Source organism: Pseudomonadota bacterium (genome assembly GCA_027620075.1).
Taxonomy (GTDB): domain Bacteria; phylum Pseudomonadota; class Alphaproteobacteria; order Rickettsiales; family UBA6187; genus 1-14-0-20-39-49.
This window is the reverse complement of sequence record JAQCEY010000002.1, coordinates 177,535-202,793: the sequence shown is the minus strand read 5'-3', so window position 1 is coordinate 202,793 and position 25,259 is coordinate 177,535. Positions and strand designations below refer to the sequence as shown.

Below are 25,259 nucleotides of genomic sequence, written 5' to 3'. Positions count from 1 at the left end.
CCTCTTCGGTTTCTCCATTACATATTAAGAAAGTTAGATATAAATTTCAGACCTACCTGCTGGCTTTTTTCAGGGTGGAACTGTGCGGCAACAATGTTGTCATTAGCTATCACCGACACAACTCTTTGTCCGTAATCAACTGAGGCTAAAGCATTATTTTTGTTCGTGCAATCAAAATGATATGAATGCACGAAATAAACATGGTCACCCGAACTTATCCCTTCTAATACCGGATGTTCCTGCTCTATCCTTATTTCGTTCCAGCCCATATGCGGTATCTTTAAATTAGCGTCAGAAGGTTTAAGCGGTAAAACCTTACCTGATATCCAGCCCAAACCCTTGTGAGAGCCGTTCTCCATACCTTCATCGGCAAGCATCTGCATACCGACACAAACGCCCATGAACGGCTTTTTCTTCAAACGCACATTCTCATGCAAAGATTCCATCATGCCGTCCAAACCCTGCAAACCCTTGATACAATCGCCAAAAGCTCCCACTCCGGGCAGGACTATATGGCTTGCCTTATCAACATCACTTGCCTTGTCGGATATTACAACTTTCAGCTTGCGGGAACCTGCCTCTTTTTCAAAAGCCTTCGCTATAGAGTGAAGATTTCCCGAGCCATAATCAATTATAGTTATTTGTGACATCAATATTCCTAAAGACTAAATATTATTTATATAAGAATTGTACACTATTTATACAAAAATTGCCAGTTTTGACATGATAAATGCACGAAAAGTTATTGTGCAACGCAAGATTCGGTGTATTTCTTCTGAGCCTTAATAACGGTTTCGGCAGATAATATATCAATTAAGACATAGCCGTCCTGTTCAGCTTTTTGACAAAGCCAGTCATTTGCCGAAAAACCGACCCATGCAAAGAACCCTATCCTCATAAATATAACGGCTTCATAGGCAAGAACATTCAACGTAGATATATAAGCCATAGTTGCCATTATTATGAAAAGTACGGCAGCTACGAACCACATTCTATTAAATAACGCCCATATAACATGGAGGATACCCGCCCATATATTAAAGCCGCGTTCCTGAATTATCTTAACGGATTCTGCCGGATTATCCGAATCTTTCTTTAAATAAACATTATAAAGTTTCATTTTGCATATCCTTAAAATTATAAGACTCCTTTTGTCGATGGAACTTCATCGGATTTACGGGGATCAATCTCAATAGCCGTTCTAATCGCTCTGGCAAGCCCCTTATAGCATGATTCTATTATATGATGGTTATTGTCGCCGTACAAATTTTCAACGTGCAGAGTAGCTCCGGCACTTTGGGAGAATGCCTGAAACCACTCACGGAACAGTTCCGTATCCATATCGCCTAGCTTATCCTTGCTAAAACCGACATTCCAGATAAGGTAAGGACGGTTGGAAAGGTCAAGTGCAACACGGCTTAATGTTTCGTCCATAGGGATATAAGCATGACCGTAACGAGTGATGCCTTTTTTATCACCTAAAGCTTTAGAAAATGCCTCGCCGACTGCCCAGCCCGTGTCTTCGGTTGTGTGGTGAAAATCAATATGCAAATCACCTTTTGCCTGAACCTTCAAATCCATTAAACTATGGCGTGAAAGCTGCTCAAGCATATGGTCAAGAAAACCGATCCCTGTGGAAACCTCGTATTTACCTTTCCCGTCAAGGTTTATCTCAACTTCAATTTGAGTTTCTTTTGTGTGTCTTTTTACAGAAGCGGTTCTCAAAATTTTTATCCTTTTCAACAATGAAATAAAATATAATTAATTATACTAAAGTTTAACAATCTTATATATTAAATATTAAAAAATTACAACTATAACACATATTGTTTAATACGAAATATAGTTCAAACCTTGAAATTTATTTCAAAGCCACTACATATATAGTTAAAATAACAAAAAGGTCTTCTCTCATGATTAATCATAAACCCGATACAATATACGGCACTACGATAGTTTCAGTGCGTAAGGGCAATAAAGTAGTAGTGGCGGGTGACGGACAGGTTTCGCTAGGCAATACCGTTATGAAGAATTCCGCTAAAAAAGTACGTAAACTTGCTAACGGAAAAATAATAGCAGGTTTTGCAGGTGCTACCGCAGATGCTTTTACCCTGTTTGAAAGGCTTGAACAAAAACTGGAAAAACACCCTGACCAGTTACAACGTGCCTGTGTTGAGCTTGCCAAAGACTGGAGAACCGACAGATATCTACGCAGGCTGGAAGCCATGATGATTGTGGTAGATTCCGAAGTTTCACTTATTATGTCGGGTACGGGTGATGTAATTGAGCCTGATGATGGCTTACTTGCTATAGGGTCGGGCGGAAATTACGCTATGGCAGCCGCAAGAGCATTAGTTGACATAAAAGAAATGGACGCTGAAAAAATAGCTAAAAAAGCTATGAAAATAGCAGGTGATATATGCATATACACAAACCATAATGTCACTATTGAAAGTTTAAAAACAACAAAATAAAACCCATCGCAATATCCTAAAAATAAAGAAAGAGAAAATTAATGAGCGACCTGAATTTAACTCCTAAAGAGATAGTAAAGGAACTTAACCGATATATCATCGGTCAGGACGATGCAAAAAAAGCCGTTGCCATAGCATTGCGTAACCGTTGGCGTAGAAGAAAAGTTGAAGGGGCTTTGCAAGAAGAAATATTGCCTAAGAACATTCTTATGATAGGTCCTACAGGCGTGGGTAAAACCGAGATAGCAAGGCGTATCGCAAAGCTGTCCGGCTCGCCTTTCTTAAAGGTAGAGGCAACAAAGTTCACGGAAGTAGGGTATGTAGGACGTGATGTAGATTCGATAATAAGGGACTTGGTAGAAAGTGCCGTTACTCTTATCCGTGACAAAATGCGTAAGGAAGTAAAGGAAAAAGCCCATTTTGCCGCAGAAGAACGTATATTGGATTCGCTTGTAGGCGAAAATGCATCGGAAGATACAAGAGAAAAATTCCGCAAGAAACTGCATGACGGCAAGCTTAGCGATAAGGAGGTTGAAATAAGCGTTGCAGAAACGCAGTCCTCTGCCATGTCATCTTTTGATATTCCCGGAATGCCCGGAAGCCAGATGGGCGTATTGAATATCGGTGATTTGCTAGGGAAGGCAATGGGTGGGCGTACCGTTACTAAAAAAATGACCGTAGACGAGTCATATGAAATACTTATGAATGAAGAAAGCGACAAGCTTATCGATGAAGATAAGATTATCAAAGATGCGTTGATATTGGCTGAGAATTACGGAATAGTGTTCATTGATGAAATGGACAAGATAACGGCTCGTTCGGATTCAAGGGGTGGAGAAGTAAGCCGTGAAGGCGTACAGCGTGACTTGCTGCCTCTGATTGAAGGAACTACCGTATCTACTAAATACGGATTGGTAAAGACCGACTATATACTTTTTGTTGCATCGGGTGCCTTCCACCTTTCAAGCCCGTCCGACCTGTTGCCCGAATTACAGGGAAGACTGCCTATCAGGGTTGAACTGAACGCTTTAACGGAAAAAGATATGGTGCGTATCCTAAAAGAACCCGAATCAAGCCTGTTAAAGCAATATGAGGCATTAATGGCAACAGAAAATGTTGAGTTGAGCTTTAGCAAGGAAGGAATTGAAAAGATTGCCCGAATAGCTACGGAATCAAATAAAAACGTTGAAAATATAGGAGCAAGAAGGCTGCATACCGTAATGGAAAAATTATTGGAAGATATAAGCTATAACTGTGATAAATATGAAGGAAGTGCGGTACAGGTAGACGACAAATATGTCGAAAAACAGCTTGGCGACCTCGTCCGAAATTCAGACCTTTCCAAATTTATTTTGTAATGAGGCTAAAATGAAAATAAAAGCTATGCTCATGGTGTTCTTATTGAGTGCAACTGTGTCCGTTTTGCCGTCGGTTAGCAACGCCAAAGAAAATAATAAAGAGCTAGTTAATCTTATGTCGGCATTAAATGACAAATTAAACACTATTGAAGATAAGGAAAATATCAGCATAATTGCAGAAAAAGGCGGCGATTTTACTATCAAAACCCCTATAATTTCTTATTTTGACGATATCGGTGAGAAAAAATATCTCGGTATAATATTTTTAAAAAAAGATGCCGCAAAACAATTTAGTTCGGAAAGCCGTGGCATAAATTTTAGTAATACCAAAAACTCAAAATTTAACAAAAATGTCGTAGCTACAACAAATGATAGTTTCGAAATAGAACTAAGATACTTACAAAACCCCGGTGAGTCCGATGAAATAATGTTATGGGGTAAGCCGGTAACTATAATTTTTTACTAAAATCGGCATTTTGGAATTAGTGGAATTTTTTGTAATATCAGATTAAAAACCTAGGATTTCCTGTAGTAGCAAAAGATGCTGAAAGGAATTGTAGCAAGGTAGAATACTCCTATTAACGGTAATGTTATCCAAGGCTCGGTAACAAGTGCAATGACAAATAATCCTCCGAATGCCAGAAAGAGAGATGCGAACCTTTTTTGTATAATGACCTTTTTTACCGAAATAGTAGGAACGCTACTTACCATTAAAATACCGATAATCGCCATATATATAATTACCGTCATCGGGGTAATTTCAAATAAAGCCTGCCCGTCAAAATGCTCATTAAAGAAAAACGTTATAATCATGGGAAGTAGGCTTAAACCGGCACCGCAAGGTGCGGGTACGCCATAAAAATAATTGTCGTTATGGTTATCGTCATGCAGCGAAGTGTTAAAGCGGGCAAGACGTAATGCTTGTGTGATGATAAAGAATAAAGCTACAGCCCAGCCTAGTCCTTTTATTTCATGCCCTATCCATAAATATAGCACCAAAGCAGGTGCAACCCCGAAATTGAAGAAGTCTGACAGAGAATCCAACTGAGCCCCAAAGTCACTGGACGCATTTAGCATTCTTGCCACACGCCCGTCAATGCCGTCAATGAATGTAGCTATAATTATTAACCCTACAGCTAACTCCCAGCGTTCAAGTATGGCGAATTTCAATGCAAACAAGCCGAAACACAAGCCTACTATAGTTACCAGATTCGGCAAAAGTTTTACGATAGGATATTGTTCGTTAGGATTAGACTTTTTCGAGCTTGGCATATATTTACCTTACTTCGCCTTTTCTCGCCGTAGCCTTGCTTTTCAGATCGGCAATTATGGTTTCGCCTCCTATAGCAGTTTGTCCCTCAACCACTTTGGGGTTAACTCCTGCCGGAAGGTAAATGTCTGCACGGCTGCCGAAACGTATCAGACCGAAACGCTCCCCTGCCTGCATTTCCTGTTTTTCTTCCAAATAACACACGATACGGCGTGCGATTAATCCTGCTATCTGCACGCATACTACCGTATGACCGCCCTCTTTGGTCTTTATAACAACCGACTGGCGTTCATTTTCAACGCTTGCCTTATCAAGGTTGGCACTTAAGAATTTGCCGGGGTGATAGTTAAGTCCGGTAACCTCGCCTGTCACCGGAAAACGGTTAATGTGAACGTTAAAGACATTCAAAAATACCGTTACCCTTATAACCTCCTCATTGCCTATACCAAGCTCTTCGGGAGGAGAAACGGTTTCTATTTTGGAAATTATTCCGTCTGCCGGACTGATAATAAAATTATCGCCTACAGGAACCACTCTTTGCGGATCACGGAAAAATAACGCGCACCATATAGTAGCTACAATTCCTAAAAAACCGAAAAAAGCGGGTGCTATAATCAAAAGAAGAAGCGTTGTAACCGCAAATATGGCAATAAAATTATAACCTTCTTTGTGTATAGGAGGAATTGAATCAAGTATCAGATTAAAAAGATTTTTAGAACCCATCTTTGCATTATCTCAATAAGTTTTAAATCACTATAAAGAATAAAACTAATACTATATTAATCCCGATAAGGAAATAAAATATTGCCAAAACTTGTAAATCATTATACCAATTCATCAATTAATATAAATTTTAAGTAGGTTTTTATAAAAATGAAGAAGTCGGTCTGTGTCTTTTGTGGGGCAAGTAATAATGTAAGCGGGGATTATATTGAAGAAGCAAGAAAAGTAGGTAAATTAATAGCAGATAACGGATACCATATGGTGTTCGGAGCCGGCGACTGCGGTCTAATGGGAGCTACGGCAAATGCCGCTTTAGAAAATGACGGCACTGTAACCGGTGTTTTCCCAAGAGTCCTAGACGGTCTGGAAAGAGAGCATATCGGTCTGACCGAGCTTATAACCGTTGATGACATGCATACCCGTAAAATGACCATGTTCAATAAATCGGATGCTTTTATTATATTGCCGGGCGGATTCGGGACTATGGACGAAACCTTTGAGGTAATAACATGGAAACAACTACATACCCACGATAAACCGATAGTTCTTTACAACTATAAAGGGTATTGGGACAATTGGATAAAGCTTACCGAGCAGTTCATGGATCTTGGCTTTGCAGGTCAAAAAACACGCCGATTATATGACATTGTCGATAATATTGAAGATATATTTACTAAACTTTAAGATTTAAATGTCAGTATGTTCAGCATCGGTGAAAAGTAATAAATTTTATAAAGCGTAGGTAGTTGACGACAATCACCGGTATTGAAAACTAGTAAAAGGCATAAAAATGACTAGTACAAATATTACGGTAGCATATGGTGACGGTATCGGACCTGAAATAATGGAAGCTACCATACTTATATTAAAAGAAGCAGGAGCGGCAATAACCGTTGATGCCGTAGAAATCGGGGAAAGGGCACATAAAAGGGGCTTTAAATCGGGAATACCCGATGAATGCCTGAATATAATCCGAAGAAACAAGATATTATTAAAAGCACCGATAACAACCCCCCAAGGCGGAGAATATAAAAGCGTTAACATTACCTTACGTCGTGTTTTAGGTCTTTACGCTAATGTACGTCCTTGCGTATCTTATGCCCCTTATGTGAACACTAAACACCCTAAGCTTGATGTTGTGGTTATACGTGAAAACGAAGAAGGGCTTTATACGGGAATCGAATACAGGCAAACACAAAATACCTGTCAGAGTTTAAAGGTAATAACCGGAAGGGGCTGTGAAAAAATAAATAAATTTGCCTTTGAATATGCAGTTGCCGGCAGACGTAAGAAAGTAACCTGCTTTAGTAAGGATAATATCCTTAAAATGACAGACGGCTTGTTCCGTAGAGTCTTTAACGAGGCTGCCGAATTCTTCCCCGATATTGAAAACGACCACCTTATTGTTGACACGGGTTCAGCCAGATTGTCTAGCCACCCTGAAGATTTTGACGTAATTGTAACAGGAAATATGTACGGGGATATAATATCCGATATTGTGGCGGAAATATCGGGTTCGGCAGGTCTGGCAGGAAGTGCAAATATCGGTGATGAATTTGCTATGTTTGAAGCCGTACACGGCTCTGCCCCGGATATTGCGGGTAAAGGCATAGCAAACCCTTCGGGTCTGTTAAATGCTGCCGTTATGATGCTTGTACATATAGGGCAACCCAATATTGCCGAGAAAATCAGGAATGCATTCCTCAGGACGATTGAAGACGGTATCCACACCGCTGATATTTACAATGAGGGTGTAAGCTATCAGAAGGTTAATACCGAGGAGTTTACAAAGGCAGTTATCGCACGTCTGGGCAAGAAGCCTGAAAAGCTTGCTCCTGCAAATTATATGTATGCCGCTACAAATATTTCTAATGTGAAAGTTACATTTAACAGAAATATCGAAGAGAAAAAACTGATAGGTGTCGATGTATTTTTTGACTGGACTAAAGGTGATTCGGAACAGTTGGCGGCGGCTCTTCTGAAAGTAGTTGAAAATACCGACCTAAAATTACAGATGATAGGCAGCAGGGGATTAAAAGTATGGCCTAATAAAGGCGGCTCTATGCCTATAGCGGACGAATTTTGGTGGGGACGTTTCTTCCCCTTGGGTGAGGTAAAAAAAAGCTCGCATGGTCAGATAATACGGCTACTTGACGCATTACAGGAAAACGGTTTTGATTTTATAAAAACCGAAAACCTGTACACATTTAACGATGTCCCTAGCTTCTCACCGGCACATGGAGAGTAATATAACTTTTACCGACAAAGTAAGGTTGAAGTTATTACCTTTGGTTCCGGCTTTGAGTTCTACTTGCAAACGATTTGTTGTCGGAACCGTTGCCGGTATTTCTTTCAATGCCTTCAAGCTGTTTGGCTGCTTTTGGACTTGTGCTTGCCGCTTTTGACGGAGTATCAGGTTTTTGTTCCCTGATTTCTTGGAGATATTCACTATTTTCAAGTCTTGAAATTGTACTTAGTTGATCCGGTTCACTAAATCGTTCGGTAAACGCCGCTTTGTGTTTGTCGAGATCTTTTTTAAATTGCACTTTATTTTTTTGAATTTGTTCCGGTGAACTTCCTTCAGGCTCAAGTGCATTTTTTAATTTTGGTATAAGTTGCTCTTTAACTTGTTTATCGGTCATTTTTGTGTTGCTAGCAATATCTATACCGTATTTATCAATTAAAACTTGATTACTAGCTTGATATTCCTCAAATTGTTCCTTAGTATATAAGTTATCATAACTAGTACCTTGAGTTACGTGAGTTGCCTCTGTTTTTCCTCTTTGTTGGAGTTTTTGAGCTAGTTCCCCTCCTGTTGCTCTTGCTTTCTGCAAAAATTTTTGTGTCGGTGTCTTCTCTTTTACTATTTCTTTCTCAGGCTCTAAAAACTTTTGCTTTGTAAGTTCGTTCGAATATGCTTCTAAGTCGGAAAATTTAAATGATGAACCTTTTGCTACAAATGCTTCTTTTAATGAGTTAAAATCTTGCTGAAATTCGTCTTTCGAATGTTTCTTTCCTTCACCGACAAGTTCTTTTGTGCTTTTTACATCTTTTTCTCGTTTTGCACGGGTTTTTACATTATTAAAGTCTACCCCATATTTTTCTTTAAATTGATTTCTTGACGCTTCATAATTTTTTTGAAGTTGAGCATCTGTAAGTTTATCATTTGAAGATGTTATTTCAACCGGGTTGCCGTTTACAATTTTGCTATTTTTTTCAGTTGGCATGCTTAGAACTCCTTTTTACTCCACAATTAAAATACCGAGTATTTATTAACTTATTAAGGCAGTGTTAATTATATCTTAGTAATTAATATATGGCAATGGTGTTATATATTTATTCCCATTTCGGGCATTTCTTATCCTCACCTAACGGCAAGCGGTAATACCAATAATAATCTCTGACAAAGAAGTTCGGCAGGGTTGCCTGTAGTTTTGCAGTCTATTTCAAGCTCGATTAGCTGCTTAATCACTCGTGATATGTCATTACTACGCCAGCTATTTAGATGCTGTTTGAATATCGGAACCTGCTTAAAAAACACCGGCGGACGCAAAGATGAAACTGCCTGTTGGTCATTCATACCCGAATCAATTTTGTTCCTTGCTTCCTGTAGGCGCATAAAATAACGTAGCAGGCTGCGTATTATCATAATTACCGCAATATCCTCGGATAAAGCTTTGGTCATATGTAAATCCGTCTGACGAGGATTGCGAGAAGCAAAGGCATTGCAAAGCTCGTCTAAAGAAAACTCGCTGCTGTCTTTTACGGAGTTTTGCACATCTTCGAGCTTTATATGTTGTTCTTCACCCATATAGGTTATAAGTTTTTCAACTTCACTTAAGATTATCATGCGGTCACCGGCAAAACTGCCACACAAATACGGCACGACATCAGGCTCGCATTTTATCTTATACTTAGCAAATTTTTCATTTATTACCGCAGCTATAGAACGGCTGTCATCTTTATAACAGGCAATAGCCGCTGCATTTTGTTCTTTTTCAAAGAACTTCCTTAAAGTAGATGTAACAGGCAAATCGCCGGCGGAAAAAATAACCAGAGCCTCACTTTTTACCGATTGTAAAATATCGGCATGCTCCTTAGGCAGGGAAGTTGATGTGGTGGTCACTTTAACCAGCCTTCTGCCGCCTATCATACTTATAGCTGAAATCTCATCTGCCAAAATAGAAGGCTCATCTTTCAGCCTGTCAAATGAAAGATCGGCAACACGGAACGGATCATTTAGGTCATCTAATACGGTTTTTGCGATTGTTTTTGTATATTCGCTTACAAGACCGGCATCAGGACCGTAAACCAGAATATAATCAATTCCCTTGTCGGGATTTTTGATGAATGATTGAATCTTTGCAGGCTGTATTTTCATTTTTTATATACTTATTTAAGTACAAATGTACAATGGGACTATTCCACCAGAATTGCCATTATCCTTATACGTGTATCTTCAGCCAGTTCCTTTATAATACGCCTTGTGGTGTCCTCATCGGAGATATAAGTCGCATAATCGGAATCTACCTTGTCATAACCGCCTTCACGTCTTAAATTGCCTTCGTCTATTACCTTGCCGCTATTTATATCCACCAACCGGTAATTGACTGAAACAACAATCTTATAACGGGTAATCGTCCTGTCCTGCTGAATAGCAAGAGGTGTTTTGCTCTTGCTCAGGGTGGTTGTCATACGGTATTGCGGCTCTACCTGAACAGCGGCAGGGTTAAGTAAGTCGGTCAGCCTGTTAGAATAAAACTGTCCCATCAGGTCATGCGATGATTCAACTTTTACTGCTGCAAGATTCATTGCCGCATTACCGTTTTCGTCCACCGTCTTATATATGGGTGTAAAACCGCATGAGGCGGTTATAAATGCCGATAAAGTCATTGCAACTGACCTCACCCTAACAATCTCCGATAGAGAGAGGGAATTAATATATGAATTTATTTTTTTAAAGTTTTTAAGCAACGACATTTACAATCCTGTTTGGTACTACAATTATTTTACGAATCTCTTTACCTGCCAAAGCTTCCCTTATCTTAGGGTTATCCAACGCACTTTTCTCAGCACTTTCTTTCGGAGCGTCCTTAGCAAGTTCAATGGTAGCTTTCAGCTTGCCGTTCAATTGTACGGCAATAGTAACCGTATCATCAACAAGATATTTCTTGTCTGCCACAGGCCAAGGGGTGTCTATCGCCATTTTACCGTTACCCAGCAAGCTCCACAGCTCTTCGGACAAATGCGGAATCATCGGAGCAAACAGCAATATAGCCGTTTCCATACCCTCTTTAATAATGGCAAGCGACCTTTCATCATCAGACTTAATATCGCTTAAAGTATTAGTTAATTCACGGATTCTTGCAACCGCTTTATTAAGGCGGAAATTATCCAGATCATCGGTAACACCTTCAATGGTCTTGTGAATCTGCTTTTTAACATCTAACAATTTTCCGTCAGGTTCAAAATCGCTATTAGTTTCCTTGCCGCTTAGTTCATTATTAAGGCTAGATGCCATTTTCCACAGGCGGTTAATGTATTTATACGCACCTTCCACGCCTGAATCAGACCATTCAAGGTCACGCTCAGGAGGGCTGTCAGAGAGCATAAACAACCTTGCGGTGTCCGCTCCATAAGCGTCAACTATAACGGTAGGGTCAACGACGTTCTTCTTGGATTTGCTCATTTTTTGCGAACGCCCTACAGTGACGGGCTCGCCGGTTTTAATATGTTTTGCGTCACCCTTTTCTTTTACTACATCATCAGGCAATAACCACTTGCCGTTCTTATCCTGATAAGTCTCATGGCAGACCATGCCTTGCGTCAATAAGCCTTTAAACGGCTCTTTTACGCCTAAATATCCGCATTTGTTCAGGGCTAATGTGAAATATCTTGCATATAAAAGATGCAGCACCGCATGTTCAATACCGCCTATATACTGATCAACAGGTAGCCAGTAATCGCATAAATCCTTATCTAGTCCGCCATCATATTCAGGTGAGCAATAGCGGGCAAAATACCATGATGATTCAAAGAATGTGTCGAAAGTGTCGGTTTCACGCAAAGCGTCTGAGCCACACGCAGGGCATTTAACATGTTTCCAAGTGGGGTGACGGTCAAGCGGATTACCCGGCTTGTCAAAGGTCACATCTTCAGGTAGCTCAACAGGCAATTGCTCTTCAGGGACAGGCACAGTACCGCAATCACCGCAGTAAATCATAGGTATCGGGCAGCCCCAATAACGCTGACGGGAAACTCCCCAGTCACGTAGGCGATAGTTTGTAGTCCGCCGACCCTGTTCTTTTTTCTCTATTTCATCAATTATACGGGATTTTGCATCGGCAACGCTCATGCCGTTCAAAAAAGAGGAGTTTATAAGCGTACCGTCGCCCGTATAGGCTTCATTTGCAACGGAAAAATCACTATTACCGTCCGGTGATATTACCGCAGTTACAGGCAAATCATATTTGCGGGCAAATTCAAGGTCACGCCTGTCATGGGCAGGACAACCGAATATTGCACCCGTGCCATATTCCATTAATACGAAGTTGGCAATATATAAAGGCAGCTTTATAGACTCATCAAACGGGTGAACTATCTTCAAACCCGTATCAAAACCAAGTTTTTCAGTTTTTTCTATTATTTCCTCAGCCATGCCCAGCTTGTTGCATTCTTCTGCAAATTTCAGGGCATCAGGATTATTTTTAGCTATCTCGATAGCAATAGGGTGGTTAGCCGCAATAGCACAAAATGCCGCACCGAATATCGTATCTGGACGAGTGGTGTAAACTTCCAGTTTCTCGCTTTCGCCCTCAATATCAAAGAAAATCCGCAATCCTTCGGACTTGCCAATCCAGCGTTCTTGCATAATACGCACCTTTTCAGGCCAGCCGTCCAATGTTTTGATGGATTGTAACAACTCCTCGGCAGAATCGGAAATACGCAAGAACCACTGACGCAGCTTTTTACGCTCGACAATTGCTCCCGAACGCCAGCCACGACCGTCTACTACCTGCTCGTTAGCAAGAACCGTGTTATCTATAGGATCCCAGTTGACCATCGCCTCTTTTTGATAAGCTAAATCATTTTTAACAAAATCAAGGAACATTTTTTGTTCGTGCTTGTAGTAATCAGGCGTGCAGGTGGCAAACTCTCTTGACCGGTCATATGAAAATCCGATTTTCTTTAACTGACCACGCATATAATCAATGTTTGATATAGTCCATTTTGCGGGGTGAACATTATTTTCAATAGCAGCATTTTCAGCAGGCAGACCGAATGCGTCCCAACCCATAGGGTGAAGAACATTAAAGCCCTGTGCCTTTTTATAACGGGCAATCACATCGCCTATAGTGTAATTTCGCAAATGCCCCATATGGATACGACCCGAAGGATATGGGAACATCTCAAGAACATAATATTTAGGCTTATCCTTATCATCAGATACACAAAAGGAATTTGCCTCGTCCCATTTTTGCTGCCACTTACTCTCGGTTATGCGTACATTATAATTTTCTATGGAATCAGCCATAGTTTTTGACCTTTCTTTTAGTTGCCATACCGAACTTATTTCAGCACCTTAGTTTGTTTAAATAAGACACCTGAAACGGTGTTTGGTGTAACAATGTTTTTATTTGCGTGGAATGCGTATAGTTTTCATTTAAGAACCCTGAGATTCTTTCTCAACCTTATAATTCCTTGCACTTGTAAGTATTTTGTTCTCAAGGTCTATTATCAGTTTTTGATTAGGTTTAGCATCACGCCATTCCCCGTTAATCCTGTTCTGCTTGAAAACCGACACTTTAAGTGCATTTGCGTGAAGCGTTTGGTCTAGGATAAGCACATTAACTTTAAACCTTTCACCTTTAGCGTCAGCGTCCTCATACCATTCGGTAGTAACCACACCGCCAAAAGGGTCAGCTATAGCAAGTGGCATAAAAGACAGAGTATCCAACGTAGCACGCCACAGATAACTATTGATACCTATGCCGACATTAGAACCCGAACCACTGCCGCCTTCATTATCAGACGACCCGCCAAACAGCTTTAAGCCGCCTTCACCGGTCAGCTTGCCGGCACGGACACGTCTTTCATCTTCCTGTGACTTAGGATATTGTGCCTGAACATCAAGATCCTTTGAGCAGCCCCCTAAAATAGCTAAAACACTCAAAATGATAATTGTTTTTATTGTGTATAATTTTTTCATAACAAACTTCTTATAATAATATTTTGCTTTTTTGTCATTATAATTTTTACGGCGTGAATAACAACAATATCTTTGCAAAATGTGTCGTTTTAGGGTATAACATACAATAAGGCATTGTATGTTAGTAAAAAAATCAAATGGTTTTTCTCTGGTCGAGCTATCTATCGTTATAGTGATAGTAGCTATTATAACAGCCGGCATAATAAGCTCAAATATTATCGTTGAACAGGCAAAAATAAGAACACAGATATCAGAGCTGGAAAAATATAAACTTGCCTATGAAGCATTTAAATATAGGTTCAATGCAATACCGGGTGATTTTAAAGACGCATCTAAGTACTGGGGAGCTGCCGTACCGAACGGCAACGGGAATTCGGCAATAGGGGATATTTCGGGGTTTAATTCGATAGATAACTTACATTGCGTTAACAATAGCGAAGATCTTATTTTCTTTTACCACCTATATCTGGCAGGTTTGACAGATCGTAAGTATGAGCCTATACCACAAATTAATGTCGGCTATCCCTCTTTAATAACAGACCCTAAGAAAGGCATGGGTGCATCAGGCGGCTTGCCCGGTGGTGTTTTCGGAGGGGATAATTATACCGTTGAATTTCAAAATTCACAAACCATCAGAGCCAGAGTCGCTTTGAATCTACATGCGGGAAACCTTCAAAATATGCCGCATTGTCATGATTTTAACGATGATGTAGGAACAGGAACGCCGGCACTATATCATGCTATAGATACAAAAATTGATGACGGCATACCGCTTGAAGGCAGCTTTCTTGCCTATAGGGCGTGGAGCAGCAATTATGGCAACTGCCTGACGGCTGCCAACGGAGAATATTTACTTAGTAACAAAAGAACCGCATGTCATGCCATGTATATTTTCGAAATTTACTAGTTGGTAATATCCGTAATAATTTTTATGTTAATTACTTGCAATTATTAACTACAAGATGTACATGCTTTGTAAAAATAATGTAAATTTCTAAAGAAATATGAAACAACCGTCTTTCTGGAAAGAAGTATCACTTTATAATTTTCTACTCTTTCCGTTTAGTATTATATATCAGTTGATAAGCTTCATTAGGAATGCGGCTAGTAGACCGTATAAGCCTTCCAAGCCTGTTATCTGCATAGGTAACGTGACGGTTGGCGGTGCCGGAAAAACCCCTACTGCCATAGCAATCGCCAAGATAATAACCGATATGGGGAAGAAACCCGTATTTTTAACTCGCGGGTACGGAGGCACTTTAAGGGTTACTACGATAGTGAATCCCGATATACATAAAGCAAAGGATACGGGCGACGAGCCTATATTGCTCAGTCGTGTTGCTACAACCATAGTTTCAAAAAACCGTGTTACAGGGGGAAAACTTGCGTGCGAAAAGGATTTTGACGTAATAATAATGGATGACGGATTGCAAAACCCTACCATTGAAAAAACCATGTCGCTACTGGTAATTGACGGTAGCTACGGTATCGGCAGCGGCTATATCATTCCGGCCGGTCCTTTGAGAGAAAGCCTGAAAAGCGGGCTTAGTAAGGTTGATGCAGTGGTGTTCATCGGTGATGATAAAAAATATATTTTATCGAAGCTTGAAGATAAAAAAATCATCAAGGCCAAGATAAAAGCAAAAAAACATGATAAAAAAACCGATAAATATGTTGCATTCTGCGGACTTGGCAATCCTGATAAATTTTTCAATACACTTGTAGAAAACGGCTATAATGTCAGGGAGAAAAAAGAGTTTCCCGACCATTATAACTATAAACAACAGGATATTGACGATTTAAGGAATCTGGCAAAAAGCTGGAACGCCAAACTTATAACTACCGAAAAAGATTATGTCCGTCTTTCTAACGTTCACAAAAAGGACATTGAAACCTTGCCTATATCTATTGAGTTTGAAAAAGAGCAGGAAATAAGGAAAATACTGGAAAGTATCTTTTAATTTTTGTAGTATTCCTGATAGTAAAATCGGAGAGAAGTGCCTTGAAGATAAAACACCTGCTAGAATACGGCATAGTAAAGCTATTATACGGCTTCTTTAAGATATTGCCTATCGGTACAGCGTCCTCAATAGGGGGCTTTATAGGCAGGAATCTTGGTAAGCTGTTAAAAGTGAACAGGGTTGCAAGGCGTAATATTAAAAACGCCTTCCCCGATTTTACCGATAAACAGGTTGAAGATACCATACTAAAAATGTGGGATAATCTTGGACGTGTGGCCGGTGAGTTTCCGCACATGGCGGCATTTAAAGAAGATGATTTTGCAAAAATAGTTGAGGTCGAAGGAGCCGAGCATATTAAAAAAGCCGGTGAGTCAGGTAAAACCACTATATTTTTCTCAGGACATTTTGCAAATTGGGAAATAGTACCGAAAACTATATTCGAAAAAGGTTGTCCGTCAGTAAATCTTGTATATAGAAAATCCAATAATCCGTATCTGGATAAGCTTATTTTAGACGTTAGAGGCAATTATCAGGAAGGTTGCATGCCTAAAGGCACTAAAGGTGCAAGAATGCTAATAAAAGCCATAAAAGAGGGCAAGCATATAGGTATGTTAGTTGACCAGAAGCAAAATGACGGTATTCCCGTGCCGTTCTTCGGACGGGACGCAATGACGGCTCCTGCAATAGCTAACCTTGCACTTAAATATGAATGTCGGCTAATTCCTTTGCACGTTAGAAGGGTGGGCGGTGCAAAGTTCAAGGTTAAAGTCTACGAGCCGTTTAAAGTCGATAATACCGGCAATGAACATAAAGATATCCGGCTTGCCATGATAAGGATAAATTCTATTTTGGAAGGCTGGGTAAGGCAGGAACCAAGCCAGTGGTTCTGGGTGCATAACAGATGGCCTAAAGAATAAGTTTAAGAACATTAACAAATCCATTCAAAAGAGCTTGCATAAAATATAGCTATCTGTTAAAAGCAGCTTTCCTTTTTATTTTGATAGCCATTTTCCGGTGAGGTGTCCGAGTGGTTTAAGGAACCGGTCTTGAAAACCGGCGTGCGAGCAATCGTACCGTGGGTTCGAATCCCACCCTCACCGCCATCTTTTGGTTTTACTTAGTCCTAGTTAGTCCGATTTTCCTTGATATATAGATATTGTCCGTATCTTTAGTTCTATGTTGTCCTATTTTGACTTATATAATCTTGGGGTGCAGGGGGGGATAAATAGGGGTACAATTATACCCCTAAAATATAAAAATTGAATGCAATCGGTTAACCGGAGAGATGAGGATTATTTAGTATTTTTCAAAAGCAATAAGTGCTAAAATGAGTTCAAAATGACAAAAAGCATAAACTTAAAGGCTGAATTTATCGCCAAGATATACTCTGCGCACTTCCTTATTGCCGACAATCTCCGCAGGAGTGCCTTCCATCAACACCTTGCCGTCATGGATAATATAAGCACGGTTGATAAGGTCTAACGCCTCACGAACATTATGGTCGGTGATAAGCACCCCTATCCCCCTGTTCTTTAAGTGCGATATCAACTCTTTGATATCGGCTACGGCAACCGGATCAATACCGGCTAACGGCTCGTCAAGCAGTATAAATGAAGGGTTGCTCGCAAGTGCCCTTGCAATCTCGACACGGCGACGCTCACCGCCTGATAAAGCAATTGCCGGAGAGCGGCGAAGATGCGTTATCGAAAATTCACCAAGTAGCGAATCAAGCTCTGCAGACCTTTTTTCCGAAACCGGCTCGGATATCTCCAAAACCGAAAGTATATTTTCTTCAACCGTCATGCCGCGGAATATAGATGCTTCCTGTGGAAGATAGCCTATACCCATTCTAGCCCTGCGGTAAACGGGAAGGTTGGTTATATCCGTACCGTCAAGTGATATAGTGCCGTAATCAGGGCGGATAAGACCCATTATCATATAAAATGACGTAGTTTTACCGGCACCGTTGGGCCCTAATAAGCCGACTGCCTCACCACGGTTTAATACCATAGATACGTCACGCACGGCAGGCTTGTCACCATATGACTTACCTAAATTGCAAATATGCAAACCTTTTTTGGGATTTGTAGCAATTAATTTGGGTTTTTTGGGCTTCTTCTTCTCGTCCGACTTCTTGCCGATAGAATAAATATTTTCTTTTGACGGGGAATCTTTCTTCAAGTTTTCAAACTTGATTATCTGAGGAGGCTCGTCGTGCGTCTCGTCCGGCTTTGCGTTTTTAGGAGTATCCTCTTTTTCTTCGGATACTATTGAGGTTACAGCCTTTAAAAACGGCTTTTTCTCTTGTTTTTTCACTTCTTTTGTGACCTGCGTGTTATTAATAGCCTCAATAACGGCAGGCTCTTTGACCGCAGCTTCTTCCTTAACGATATCTTGAGTAGATTCCTCTGCTAAAGGGGTAACGATGACATTCTTATCATCGGCAGTTATATCATTAGCCGGCGGCTGAGTAACGGGCTTTTCTACTATAGCCTCTTCAAAAAGCGATTTTTGGCTAGCTACAGGCTTTTTTTTCGTAATCTTATCTATAGCTGCCTTATTAAGTGCTTCAAAGTCCACTTGCTTCTTATCGGCTGTTTTTTTTATTTTAGGCGTATTGCCCGATGTTATCTTTTTCAATGTTTCAGCACTTTCCCTAACCGAGAGTGATTTCTTATCCATAAATCTCTTAATCATAGACTACCTGTATCTTAAAAAGAGAAAAACTATTGTTCGGGAATAAAAACCCCCCTAACACGTCCTTTTTTCTCCGTCCCGTTCGCTTCTTGCTTCGTATCGCTAACGATACTACTTTTACCCGTGTTCAAATTATAAACAAACTTTTCGCCATTTACCACATTTTTTCCACTTTTTAGTGAAACATTACCCAATAAAGTAATGAGTTTTTTATCTACATCGAAAACGCCCTTATTACTGCTTGCGGTTTCTTTAGGGGTTTTTAGCGTGACATTGCCTACGGTTTCAACCTTCGATACCGAGTTTTGGGATTTGCCCCCACCTGATTTATAATGAACAAGCATCTCATCGGATTTGATAGTAATATTACTTTGTATAGCCTCAACATTGCCCTTGAATACGGCTTTTTGTTTATCTTGTTCTATTTCCAGAGTATCCGAAGTTATCTCGACAGGAGCCTTTGAATCATAGCCTTGATAGCCTTCGGTCGATGCGTATGAGCCGAATGCATAAAAAGCAGATAATGTACAAATTAGTATTTTCTTAATCATATTTTTATAAAAAAATTATAGTTAACATAATGTCAGGGGCTGCATTATAACAATAATATGTCACAAAATCCAGTAAAGAATTATTTTATAATATTAAAAATATCCCGTGCAGTCTTTGCCGGATTTTTTGAACGCGTTATCGGTCTTCCTATTACAATATAATCAGCTCCTTCATTTACCGCCTGTTTTGGTGTCATAACACGCTTCTGGTCGTCGTTGGTGCTTGAGTCGGGGCGTATGCCCGGTACTACCGTTACAAAATCCTTGCCGCATATCGATTTTACCGACTTTATTTCATGCGGTGAGCAGACAATGCCGTCCAGTCCCGATTCCTTTGCCAGCTTCGCTAATATTTTCACCTGCTCTAAAGACGCTTTATCTATCCCTATGCCGTTTAGTTCGTTGTCGTCCATACTAGTCAGAACCGTAACCCCTACTATCAGCGGTTTTTGTTTTCCAAGCCTTGCCGCCTCTTCTTTTGCCGCATAAGATGCAGCCTGCATCATTGCCTTGCCGCCGAGTGTATGGATAGTTATTATGCTAACATCAAGGCTAACCGCACTTTTTACGGCCTCTGCAACCGTATTGGGAATATCATGGAACTTCAGGTCAAGGAATATTTCGATGCCGGTTGACGCAATCTCTTTTATACCCGCCGCACCATTTGCCGTAAAGAACTCAAGACCGCATTTAACCATTGCTACGCTGTCCTTCACCGAAAGTGCAAGCTTTTTTGCCTGTTTGATGTCTTTAGTATCAATGGCACAGATAATAATGTTTGTCATCATAAAATTATAGTATAATTATATGATGACATGATAATATAATATAATATATTATCTACTAAAAAGGGGACAAATAATGAATAAAAAATACATTAGTACCGTTGCTGTTACGTTTGTGTTAGCATCAGGTGCGGCTTATGCCGGATTTAATAATAAGTCCACAAGTGCAGTTGATGACAGAACGGTTATTGTAGGTGAAAATACTGAACAAACAAAATTGTTAAAAGAAATTCTGGCAGAAACTAAAAGAACCAATGAATTGCTTGTAAAATATATAGGAGCCGGTGGTGAGGCAGAAAGGCGACAAAGAGGAGCGTTACCCGAGGAAGGTAAAGTGGAAAAAGACGCACTTCCTCCCACCGGTGAGGAGCCTGCTGCTACAGGCGGTCGAAGAGAAAGAATCAGGTAGTTATAGTATTTTCACTTTTCATTAATAATTTGTCGACACTACCTAAGTCTCAACAATATATAAATCCTGCTTAAGAAACTCAGGTTAATTGACTATATAAACATAATATGTAACAAATAGTCTTGTTATTTAACAGGGAATTCGATGTTATTTTATGGATAAAAAATTAGGTAAATTATTATTTGAGGTAAGTTCACAAGCAAAATGCTCCGAAGATAAAACCGTTCTTAAATTAAAGAAAATCGTAAAAGATAAACGTGGCAGCTTTGCCCCGATAAAGACTGCTGCAAATAGCTATATTTCACATATCAGGAATAACGTCGATTCAATAGGTATTGAAGCTTTTTTCAGGCAGTACGGTCTTGATACGGACGAAGGTATAGCGATACTTTCGCTTTGTGAGGCTTTGCTCAGAGTTCCCGACAGCTCGACTGCAAACGCCCTTATACACGACAAGCTACAGGGTGTAAAATGGGACGAGTTTAAGGGAAAGGGAAACTCAAAGGTCATGAAAGCCTCGGCATTGGGTATGAAAATCGTAGGAAAATTCCTGAATCGGGAAAAGCCTATTAAGTCTGCTGCAACCCCCTTTATACGCTCTTCTATAAAACAGTCTATGAAACTGCTGGGCGGGCATTTTGTTATGGGGCAAGATATTAACGATGCCATGAGCCGTGCAAAAAAATATGAAAAGAAAGGCTATGTGATGTCTTACGATATGCTTGGCGAGGCTGCACGCTCACCCGAGCAGGCACAGATATATATAAACAAATATAAAACCGCTATTGAGAATATACAAAATGCGGTTGACCTGACGCAGGCAAGATATAAAAGACCGGCTATATCTATAAAGCTTTCTGCATTCCACCCCCATTTTCATTACACTAATGTTGAAAAAGTAAAAGTCGAGCTTCTGCCTAAATTAAAAGAAGTTGTTATGCAGGCTCTTGATGCCGGAATATCAATAACCATAGATGCCGAAGAATACGAAAGGCTTGACCTGACACTGGAAATATTCACCGAACTTTTATGCGATAACGACCTAAAAGAAGCAGAGGGAATAGGCTTGGCGGTACAGGCTTATCAAAGGCACGCTTTTGCGGTTATAGACTATATTGAGGCTCTGGCAAAACATATCGGAAAACAAATACCCGTAAGACTGGTAAAAGGTGCTTACTGGGACGCTGAAATAAAAAAGTCGCAAATTGCCTCACATGAGGATTATCCCGTATTTACGCATAAAGAACATACCGATATATCATATCTGGCATGTGCATATAAAATGCTGGAAACAGAAGCCCACATATATCCTCAGTTTGCTACGCATAACGCTGTTACTATCGCCGAAATAGAAAAAGCCGCAAAGGGTAAGCAATTCGAGTTTCAGTTAATACACGGCATGGGAGGCTCTATATATGACGAGGTGGTCAAAAAATATCCTTGCCGTGTATATGCACCCGTAGGAAGCTACAAGGAGCTGCTACCTTATTTGATAAGAAGGCTGCTTGAAAATAGTGCTAACAGTTCTTTTGTAAAAAATGTATCCGATGATAAAATAGCACTTAATAACCTTTCTTCCGACATTCTTGAATATAAGGCTGAAAAAAACAAAATCCCTTTACCTTCGGATATTTATGAGGATAGAAAAAACTCAATAGGCTTGGATACGGGCAATAAGGCGGATGTTGAAAAATTTCTGGGCGAGTTGGATAAATTAAAGGGTAACAAATGGTCGGCTACTTCATTTATCGGCAATAAAGAAGTTTCAGGGCAGGTTCAGGACGTTTATAGCCCTTATAACAATAAGCACAAGGTCGGTAAGGTAGGCAATATAAAACAAACACAGGTTTTAGAAGCTGTTGAGGTAAGTCATAAGGCATTTGAAAAATGGAACAAGACTCCGGTAGACCAAAGGGCTGAAATTCTTGAGAAAACGGCTGACCTTCTGGAAAAAAACAGCCTTGAGGTAATCTCGTTATGTATGAGGGAGGCAGGCAAGACAATAGCCGATTCAATAGCCGAATTGCGTGAGGCAGTGGATTTTTGTAGATATTATGCCGTCAAGGCAAGGAAACTGCTGGGGGAAGATATTATATTGCAAGGTTCTACAGGTGAGAAGAACTTACTTTCTTACACCGGTAGAGGGGTTTTTGTATGCATAAGTCCGTGGAATTTTCCGCTTGCGATTTTCTTAGGGCAGGTATCTGCCGCACTTGTGACGGGCAATACGGTAATTGCAAAACCTTCCGAACAGACACCCCTTATTGCCGCATATGCCGTAAGGTTATTGTATGAGGCGGGTGTACCTAAAGGAGTGATAAACCTGCTTCTTGGTGATGGTGAGGCAATCGGTAAAAAATTACTCAATGACCACAGGGTTGCAGGAGTGGTGTTCACAGGCTCTAATCAAACCGCTAATATTATCAATAATAATCTGGCTGCAAGAGGGGGCTCGATAATTCCTTTCATCGCAGAAACAGGCGGTCAGAACGCTATGATAGTAGATTCTACCGCACTGGTTGAACAGACTGTTGACGACATAATCCAATCGGCTTTCATGAGTGCCGGGCAACGATGCTCGGCTTTAAGGGTGCTGTACGTGCAAAATGATATCGCCGATGAGTTGCTACAAGTGCTATCGGGGGCTATGCAAACCCTTAATATCGGTTCTCCCCAAATGTTGGAAACCGATATTTCAAGCGTTATTGATATTGACGCAAAAAAGAAACTTGATACGCATATACGAAGCATGAAAGCTAAACACAAGCTGGTGGCAAAAGCCGATATAAAAAGTGAAATTGCCGATGCAGGATATTTTGTAGTTCCGCATGTGTTTGAGATAAATTCTATTGCCGATTTGAAAGAGGAAGTGTTTGGTCCTGTCCTGCATGTTGTACGCTATAGCGGGAAGAATCTTGATAATGTTATTGCAGAAGTTAACTCTACAGGCTACGGGCTGACGCTTGGCATTCAAAGCAGGGTAGAATCAAGAGCGGAATATATCCGGCAAAGGGTCAATGTGGGTAACTTATATGTTAACCGTAATATGATAGGTGCAACGGTAGGTGTGCAACCGTTTGGCGGTGAGGGGCTTTCCGGTACGGGGCCTAAAGCCGGAGGGCCTAACTATCTTTTAAGATTCGTAACCGAAAAGACATATACGGTAAATACAACGGCAATTGGCGGAAATCGGGATTTGTTAGTTTGATTATATATAGTCCTTTAAATTATAGTATTTACCCTTTTGGATACTGCTGTCATCCCCCGAATTGCCGTAGGCAATTATAGGGGGATCTAATTTATAGTATTTCCAAAATTTATTGATAGTTGTCATCCCCGCCTCCGTGCGGGGATCTTCTGTCAATTAAAACAGATCCCCCTATAATTTGCTTCGCAAATTCGGGGGATGACATTATCATTTAACATTAGAAACGCTATAGTTTTTTGACTTAAGTTACTTTCAACAAAAAAAGGCGGATCGTATGATCCGCCTTTTAATATTCTAATACTAGTTAAACTTAGAAGTTTAATTCAGTACCAACGATAAATACAGTACCTTCGTTGTCAACAGAAGTTCCGGCAACGTCAGCTATGTTATTATCGGTTTCAAAGAAAGAAACCTCAACATAAGGAACTAGTCCCGGAGCTAATTGGTAATCGGCACCAACTACTATGTTCTGGAACTCAGCGTCATTTGTACCCGTTTGGTTTTCAATAGTTGAATCCATGTAAGATACTGAAGTACCGAATGGTCCGAACACATAAGCAGCACCTAATGTCCAGTAATCTATCTCGGTGTTCAATGTAGCTGTGTTTGAAGACTCATCAATAATTCCGTATGAACCACCTAGAGTGAAACCTGCATAGCTACCGGCTAAACCGAAAGCATAAGCTTGTAGGTCGTCACGAGTAGTAGCAACAAGACCTGCATTTTCAGTGTTGCCCCACTCAGCCTGAGCAGAAGCCTCAATTCCGAAACCGTTGAACTCACCGTCATAGTTTAAACCGACATTCCATGCATTTTCGATACCTGTAACAGCACCGGCAGCACCGTTTGCATCAGCACTGAAACCTGATGCAGTACCACGCTCATCTTGGTCAGGCGTGTAGCTTACACCAAGTTGTAAACCTTGGATACGCGGAGAGTAGTAGCTGATTTTGTTAGCAGTAGCACGAGCAGTTTTAACACCGCCGTCAGCTTCACCTGTCAGACCGACAGCAGTCGGAAGACCCGGAAGTATGTAAAAATCGCTAACACTTACAGGAGTTTGAGAGTTTCCTAGGTCGGCATAATTGTAGAAATCACCACCGATACCACCTGTTGCACGAGCAAATGTGCTTGCGTCAACACGCAATGCATCACCCGCATCACCCGTAGCACCGACTTCAACACGTCCGAATCCGCTTTCTACATAGATATAAGCTCTTTCGGCATTGTTATTAGCACCGGTATCATCATCAGCACTTACATCGGCTTCAAGCTCAATTAAAGCACCATAGCCAAGACCGTTATCGGTTTTACCGTCAACTTTAATGTAAATTTCAGTATCGGTTCTTGTGTGTAAGTCTTTAGAGAATGCGTTAGTCAAAGGACTAGCTTCAAATAAAGATTCCTGATCGGATGAACCGACTTGGAAATCAGCATAACCACCAACAGTCACAGTAGGACCTGATGCATTTGCCGAAGCGGCTGCAAATAAACCGACAGCAGTTGTAGCAAGTAAGATTTTTTTCATTTTGTTATCCATATTTTAAATTTAATAGTAAAAAACTAAATTCAGTCGTACTTGAAAATAATATTTCAAATAACCTTTGAACAAGA

24 protein-coding genes and 1 tRNA gene are annotated in these 25,259 nt (G+C 40.4%); 11 read left to right on the top strand and 14 right to left on the bottom strand.

Annotation, left to right across the window (positions count from 1 at the left end; translation table 11 throughout):
* Positions 1-17 precede the first annotated feature (17 nt).
* The 3 genes from hisH to hisB form a co-directional block, all read right to left on the bottom strand.
* Positions 18-650, bottom strand: coding sequence for an imidazole glycerol phosphate synthase subunit HisH (hisH, locus tag O2942_04100; protein MDA0781430.1), 633 nt, complete (start codon positions 648-650; stop codon positions 18-20).
* A 92-nt stretch (positions 651-742) separates the two neighbouring features.
* Positions 743-1,120: a DUF2628 domain-containing protein gene (locus O2942_04095; GenBank protein MDA0781429.1), complete on the bottom strand. Its 378-nt coding sequence runs from the start codon at positions 1,118-1,120 to the stop codon at positions 743-745.
* 17 nt (positions 1,121-1,137) lie between these two features.
* Positions 1,138-1,725: an imidazoleglycerol-phosphate dehydratase HisB gene (gene hisB / locus O2942_04090; protein ID MDA0781428.1), complete on the bottom strand. Its 588-nt coding sequence runs from the start codon at positions 1,723-1,725 to the stop codon at positions 1,138-1,140.
* Positions 1,726-1,913: 188 nt separating this feature from the next.
* Here hisB and hslV point away from each other — a divergent pair, with 188 nt between their 5' ends.
* From hslV to O2942_04075, 3 genes are read left to right on the top strand one after another with little or no spacing between them, the layout of a single operon-like run.
* A complete protein-coding gene (gene hslV, locus O2942_04085; GenBank protein MDA0781427.1) occupies positions 1,914-2,474 on the top strand; it encodes an ATP-dependent protease subunit HslV in 561 nt (186 codons plus the stop codon).
* Between the two features lie 41 nt (positions 2,475-2,515).
* Positions 2,516-3,832 carry an ATP-dependent protease ATPase subunit HslU gene (hslU, locus tag O2942_04080; GenBank protein MDA0781426.1) on the top strand — a complete coding sequence of 439 codons (1,317 nt, stop codon included), beginning with the start codon at positions 2,516-2,518 and terminating at the stop codon, positions 3,830-3,832.
* Positions 3,833-3,842: 10 nt separating this feature from the next.
* Positions 3,843-4,298: a hypothetical protein gene (locus O2942_04075; GenBank protein ID MDA0781425.1), complete on the top strand. Its 456-nt coding sequence runs from the start codon at positions 3,843-3,845 to the stop codon at positions 4,296-4,298.
* Between the two features lie 50 nt (positions 4,299-4,348).
* Here the strand turns inward: O2942_04075 and O2942_04070 are convergent, their stop codons facing one another.
* Positions 4,349-5,104, bottom strand: coding sequence for a phosphatidylcholine/phosphatidylserine synthase (locus O2942_04070; GenBank protein ID MDA0781424.1), 756 nt, complete (start codon positions 5,102-5,104; stop codon positions 4,349-4,351).
* Between the two features lie 4 nt (positions 5,105-5,108).
* Complete coding sequence (locus tag O2942_04065; protein MDA0781423.1) at positions 5,109-5,825, bottom strand: phosphatidylserine decarboxylase; 717 nt, start codon at positions 5,823-5,825, stop codon at positions 5,109-5,111.
* Between the two features lie 150 nt (positions 5,826-5,975).
* Between O2942_04065 and O2942_04060 the strand changes: the two genes are divergently transcribed.
* Together O2942_04060 and O2942_04055 are read left to right on the top strand one after the other, a co-directional pair.
* Entirely contained in the window at positions 5,976-6,509 is a 534-nt protein-coding gene (locus O2942_04060) for a TIGR00730 family Rossman fold protein (protein ID MDA0781422.1), read from the top strand.
* A 106-nt stretch (positions 6,510-6,615) separates the two neighbouring features.
* Positions 6,616-8,073 (top strand): NADP-dependent isocitrate dehydrogenase, encoded by a 1,458-nt coding sequence (locus tag O2942_04055; GenBank protein ID MDA0781421.1) that lies wholly within the window; start codon positions 6,616-6,618, stop codon positions 8,071-8,073.
* A 34-nt stretch (positions 8,074-8,107) separates the two neighbouring features.
* On the opposite strand, the gene O2942_04050 is transcribed toward O2942_04055, so the two are convergent.
* The 5 genes from O2942_04050 to O2942_04030 form a co-directional block, all read right to left on the bottom strand.
* A complete protein-coding gene (locus O2942_04050) occupies positions 8,108-9,052 on the bottom strand; it encodes a hypothetical protein (protein MDA0781420.1) in 945 nt (314 codons plus the stop codon).
* Positions 9,053-9,189: 137 nt separating this feature from the next.
* Complete coding sequence (gene holA / locus O2942_04045) at positions 9,190-10,206, bottom strand: DNA polymerase III subunit delta (GenBank protein ID MDA0781419.1); 1,017 nt, start codon at positions 10,204-10,206, stop codon at positions 9,190-9,192.
* Positions 10,207-10,244: 38 nt separating this feature from the next.
* Positions 10,245-10,733, bottom strand: coding sequence for an LPS assembly lipoprotein LptE (lptE, locus tag O2942_04040; GenBank protein MDA0781418.1), 489 nt, complete (start codon positions 10,731-10,733; stop codon positions 10,245-10,247).
* A 58-nt stretch (positions 10,734-10,791) separates the two neighbouring features.
* On the bottom strand, positions 10,792-13,359 hold the full coding sequence (gene leuS / locus O2942_04035) for a leucine--tRNA ligase (GenBank protein MDA0781417.1): 2,568 nt from the start codon (positions 13,357-13,359) through the stop codon (positions 10,792-10,794).
* Positions 13,360-13,488: 129 nt separating this feature from the next.
* Entirely contained in the window at positions 13,489-14,034 is a 546-nt protein-coding gene (locus tag O2942_04030; protein MDA0781416.1) for a DUF3576 domain-containing protein, read from the bottom strand.
* Between the two features lie 118 nt (positions 14,035-14,152).
* On the opposite strand from O2942_04030, the gene O2942_04025 reads away from it, so the two are divergent.
* From O2942_04025 to O2942_04010, 4 genes are all read left to right on the top strand, one after another.
* Positions 14,153-14,941 carry a prepilin-type N-terminal cleavage/methylation domain-containing protein gene (locus O2942_04025; GenBank protein ID MDA0781415.1) on the top strand — a complete coding sequence of 263 codons (789 nt, stop codon included), beginning with the start codon at positions 14,153-14,155 and terminating at the stop codon, positions 14,939-14,941.
* A 97-nt stretch (positions 14,942-15,038) separates the two neighbouring features.
* Positions 15,039-15,995: a tetraacyldisaccharide 4'-kinase gene (gene lpxK, locus O2942_04020; protein ID MDA0781414.1), complete on the top strand. Its 957-nt coding sequence runs from the start codon at positions 15,039-15,041 to the stop codon at positions 15,993-15,995.
* 41 nt (positions 15,996-16,036) lie between these two features.
* Positions 16,037-16,912: a lauroyl acyltransferase gene (locus tag O2942_04015; protein ID MDA0781413.1), complete on the top strand. Its 876-nt coding sequence runs from the start codon at positions 16,037-16,039 to the stop codon at positions 16,910-16,912.
* A gap of 96 nt (positions 16,913-17,008) precedes the next feature.
* Positions 17,009-17,098, top strand: a tRNA-Ser gene (locus O2942_04010).
* Between the two features lie 253 nt (positions 17,099-17,351).
* Here O2942_04010 and lptB read toward each other — a convergent pair.
* The 3 genes from lptB to pyrF all read right to left on the bottom strand — a co-directional run bounded on the left by lptB (position 17,352) and on the right by pyrF (position 20,031).
* Complete coding sequence (lptB, locus tag O2942_04005; GenBank protein ID MDA0781412.1) at positions 17,352-18,089, bottom strand: LPS export ABC transporter ATP-binding protein; 738 nt, start codon at positions 18,087-18,089, stop codon at positions 17,352-17,354.
* A gap of 632 nt (positions 18,090-18,721) precedes the next feature.
* Complete coding sequence (gene lptA, locus O2942_04000) at positions 18,722-19,243, bottom strand: lipopolysaccharide transport periplasmic protein LptA (protein ID MDA0781411.1); 522 nt, start codon at positions 19,241-19,243, stop codon at positions 18,722-18,724.
* An 80-nt stretch (positions 19,244-19,323) separates the two neighbouring features.
* A complete protein-coding gene (pyrF, locus tag O2942_03995; protein MDA0781410.1) occupies positions 19,324-20,031 on the bottom strand; it encodes an orotidine-5'-phosphate decarboxylase in 708 nt (235 codons plus the stop codon).
* 73 nt (positions 20,032-20,104) lie between these two features.
* On the opposite strand from pyrF, the gene O2942_03990 reads away from it, so the two are divergent.
* Both O2942_03990 and putA read left to right on the top strand, forming a co-directional pair.
* Positions 20,105-20,437: a hypothetical protein gene (locus O2942_03990; protein MDA0781409.1), complete on the top strand. Its 333-nt coding sequence runs from the start codon at positions 20,105-20,107 to the stop codon at positions 20,435-20,437.
* A gap of 154 nt (positions 20,438-20,591) precedes the next feature.
* Positions 20,592-23,645, top strand: a complete 3,054-nt coding sequence (gene putA, locus O2942_03985) for a bifunctional proline dehydrogenase/L-glutamate gamma-semialdehyde dehydrogenase PutA (protein MDA0781408.1) — start codon at positions 20,592-20,594, stop codon at positions 23,643-23,645.
* 310 nt (positions 23,646-23,955) lie between these two features.
* Here putA and O2942_03980 read toward each other — a convergent pair whose 3' ends face one another.
* A complete protein-coding gene (locus tag O2942_03980) occupies positions 23,956-25,173 on the bottom strand; it encodes a porin (protein MDA0781407.1) in 1,218 nt (405 codons plus the stop codon).
* Positions 25,174-25,259: the final 86 nt, after the last annotated feature.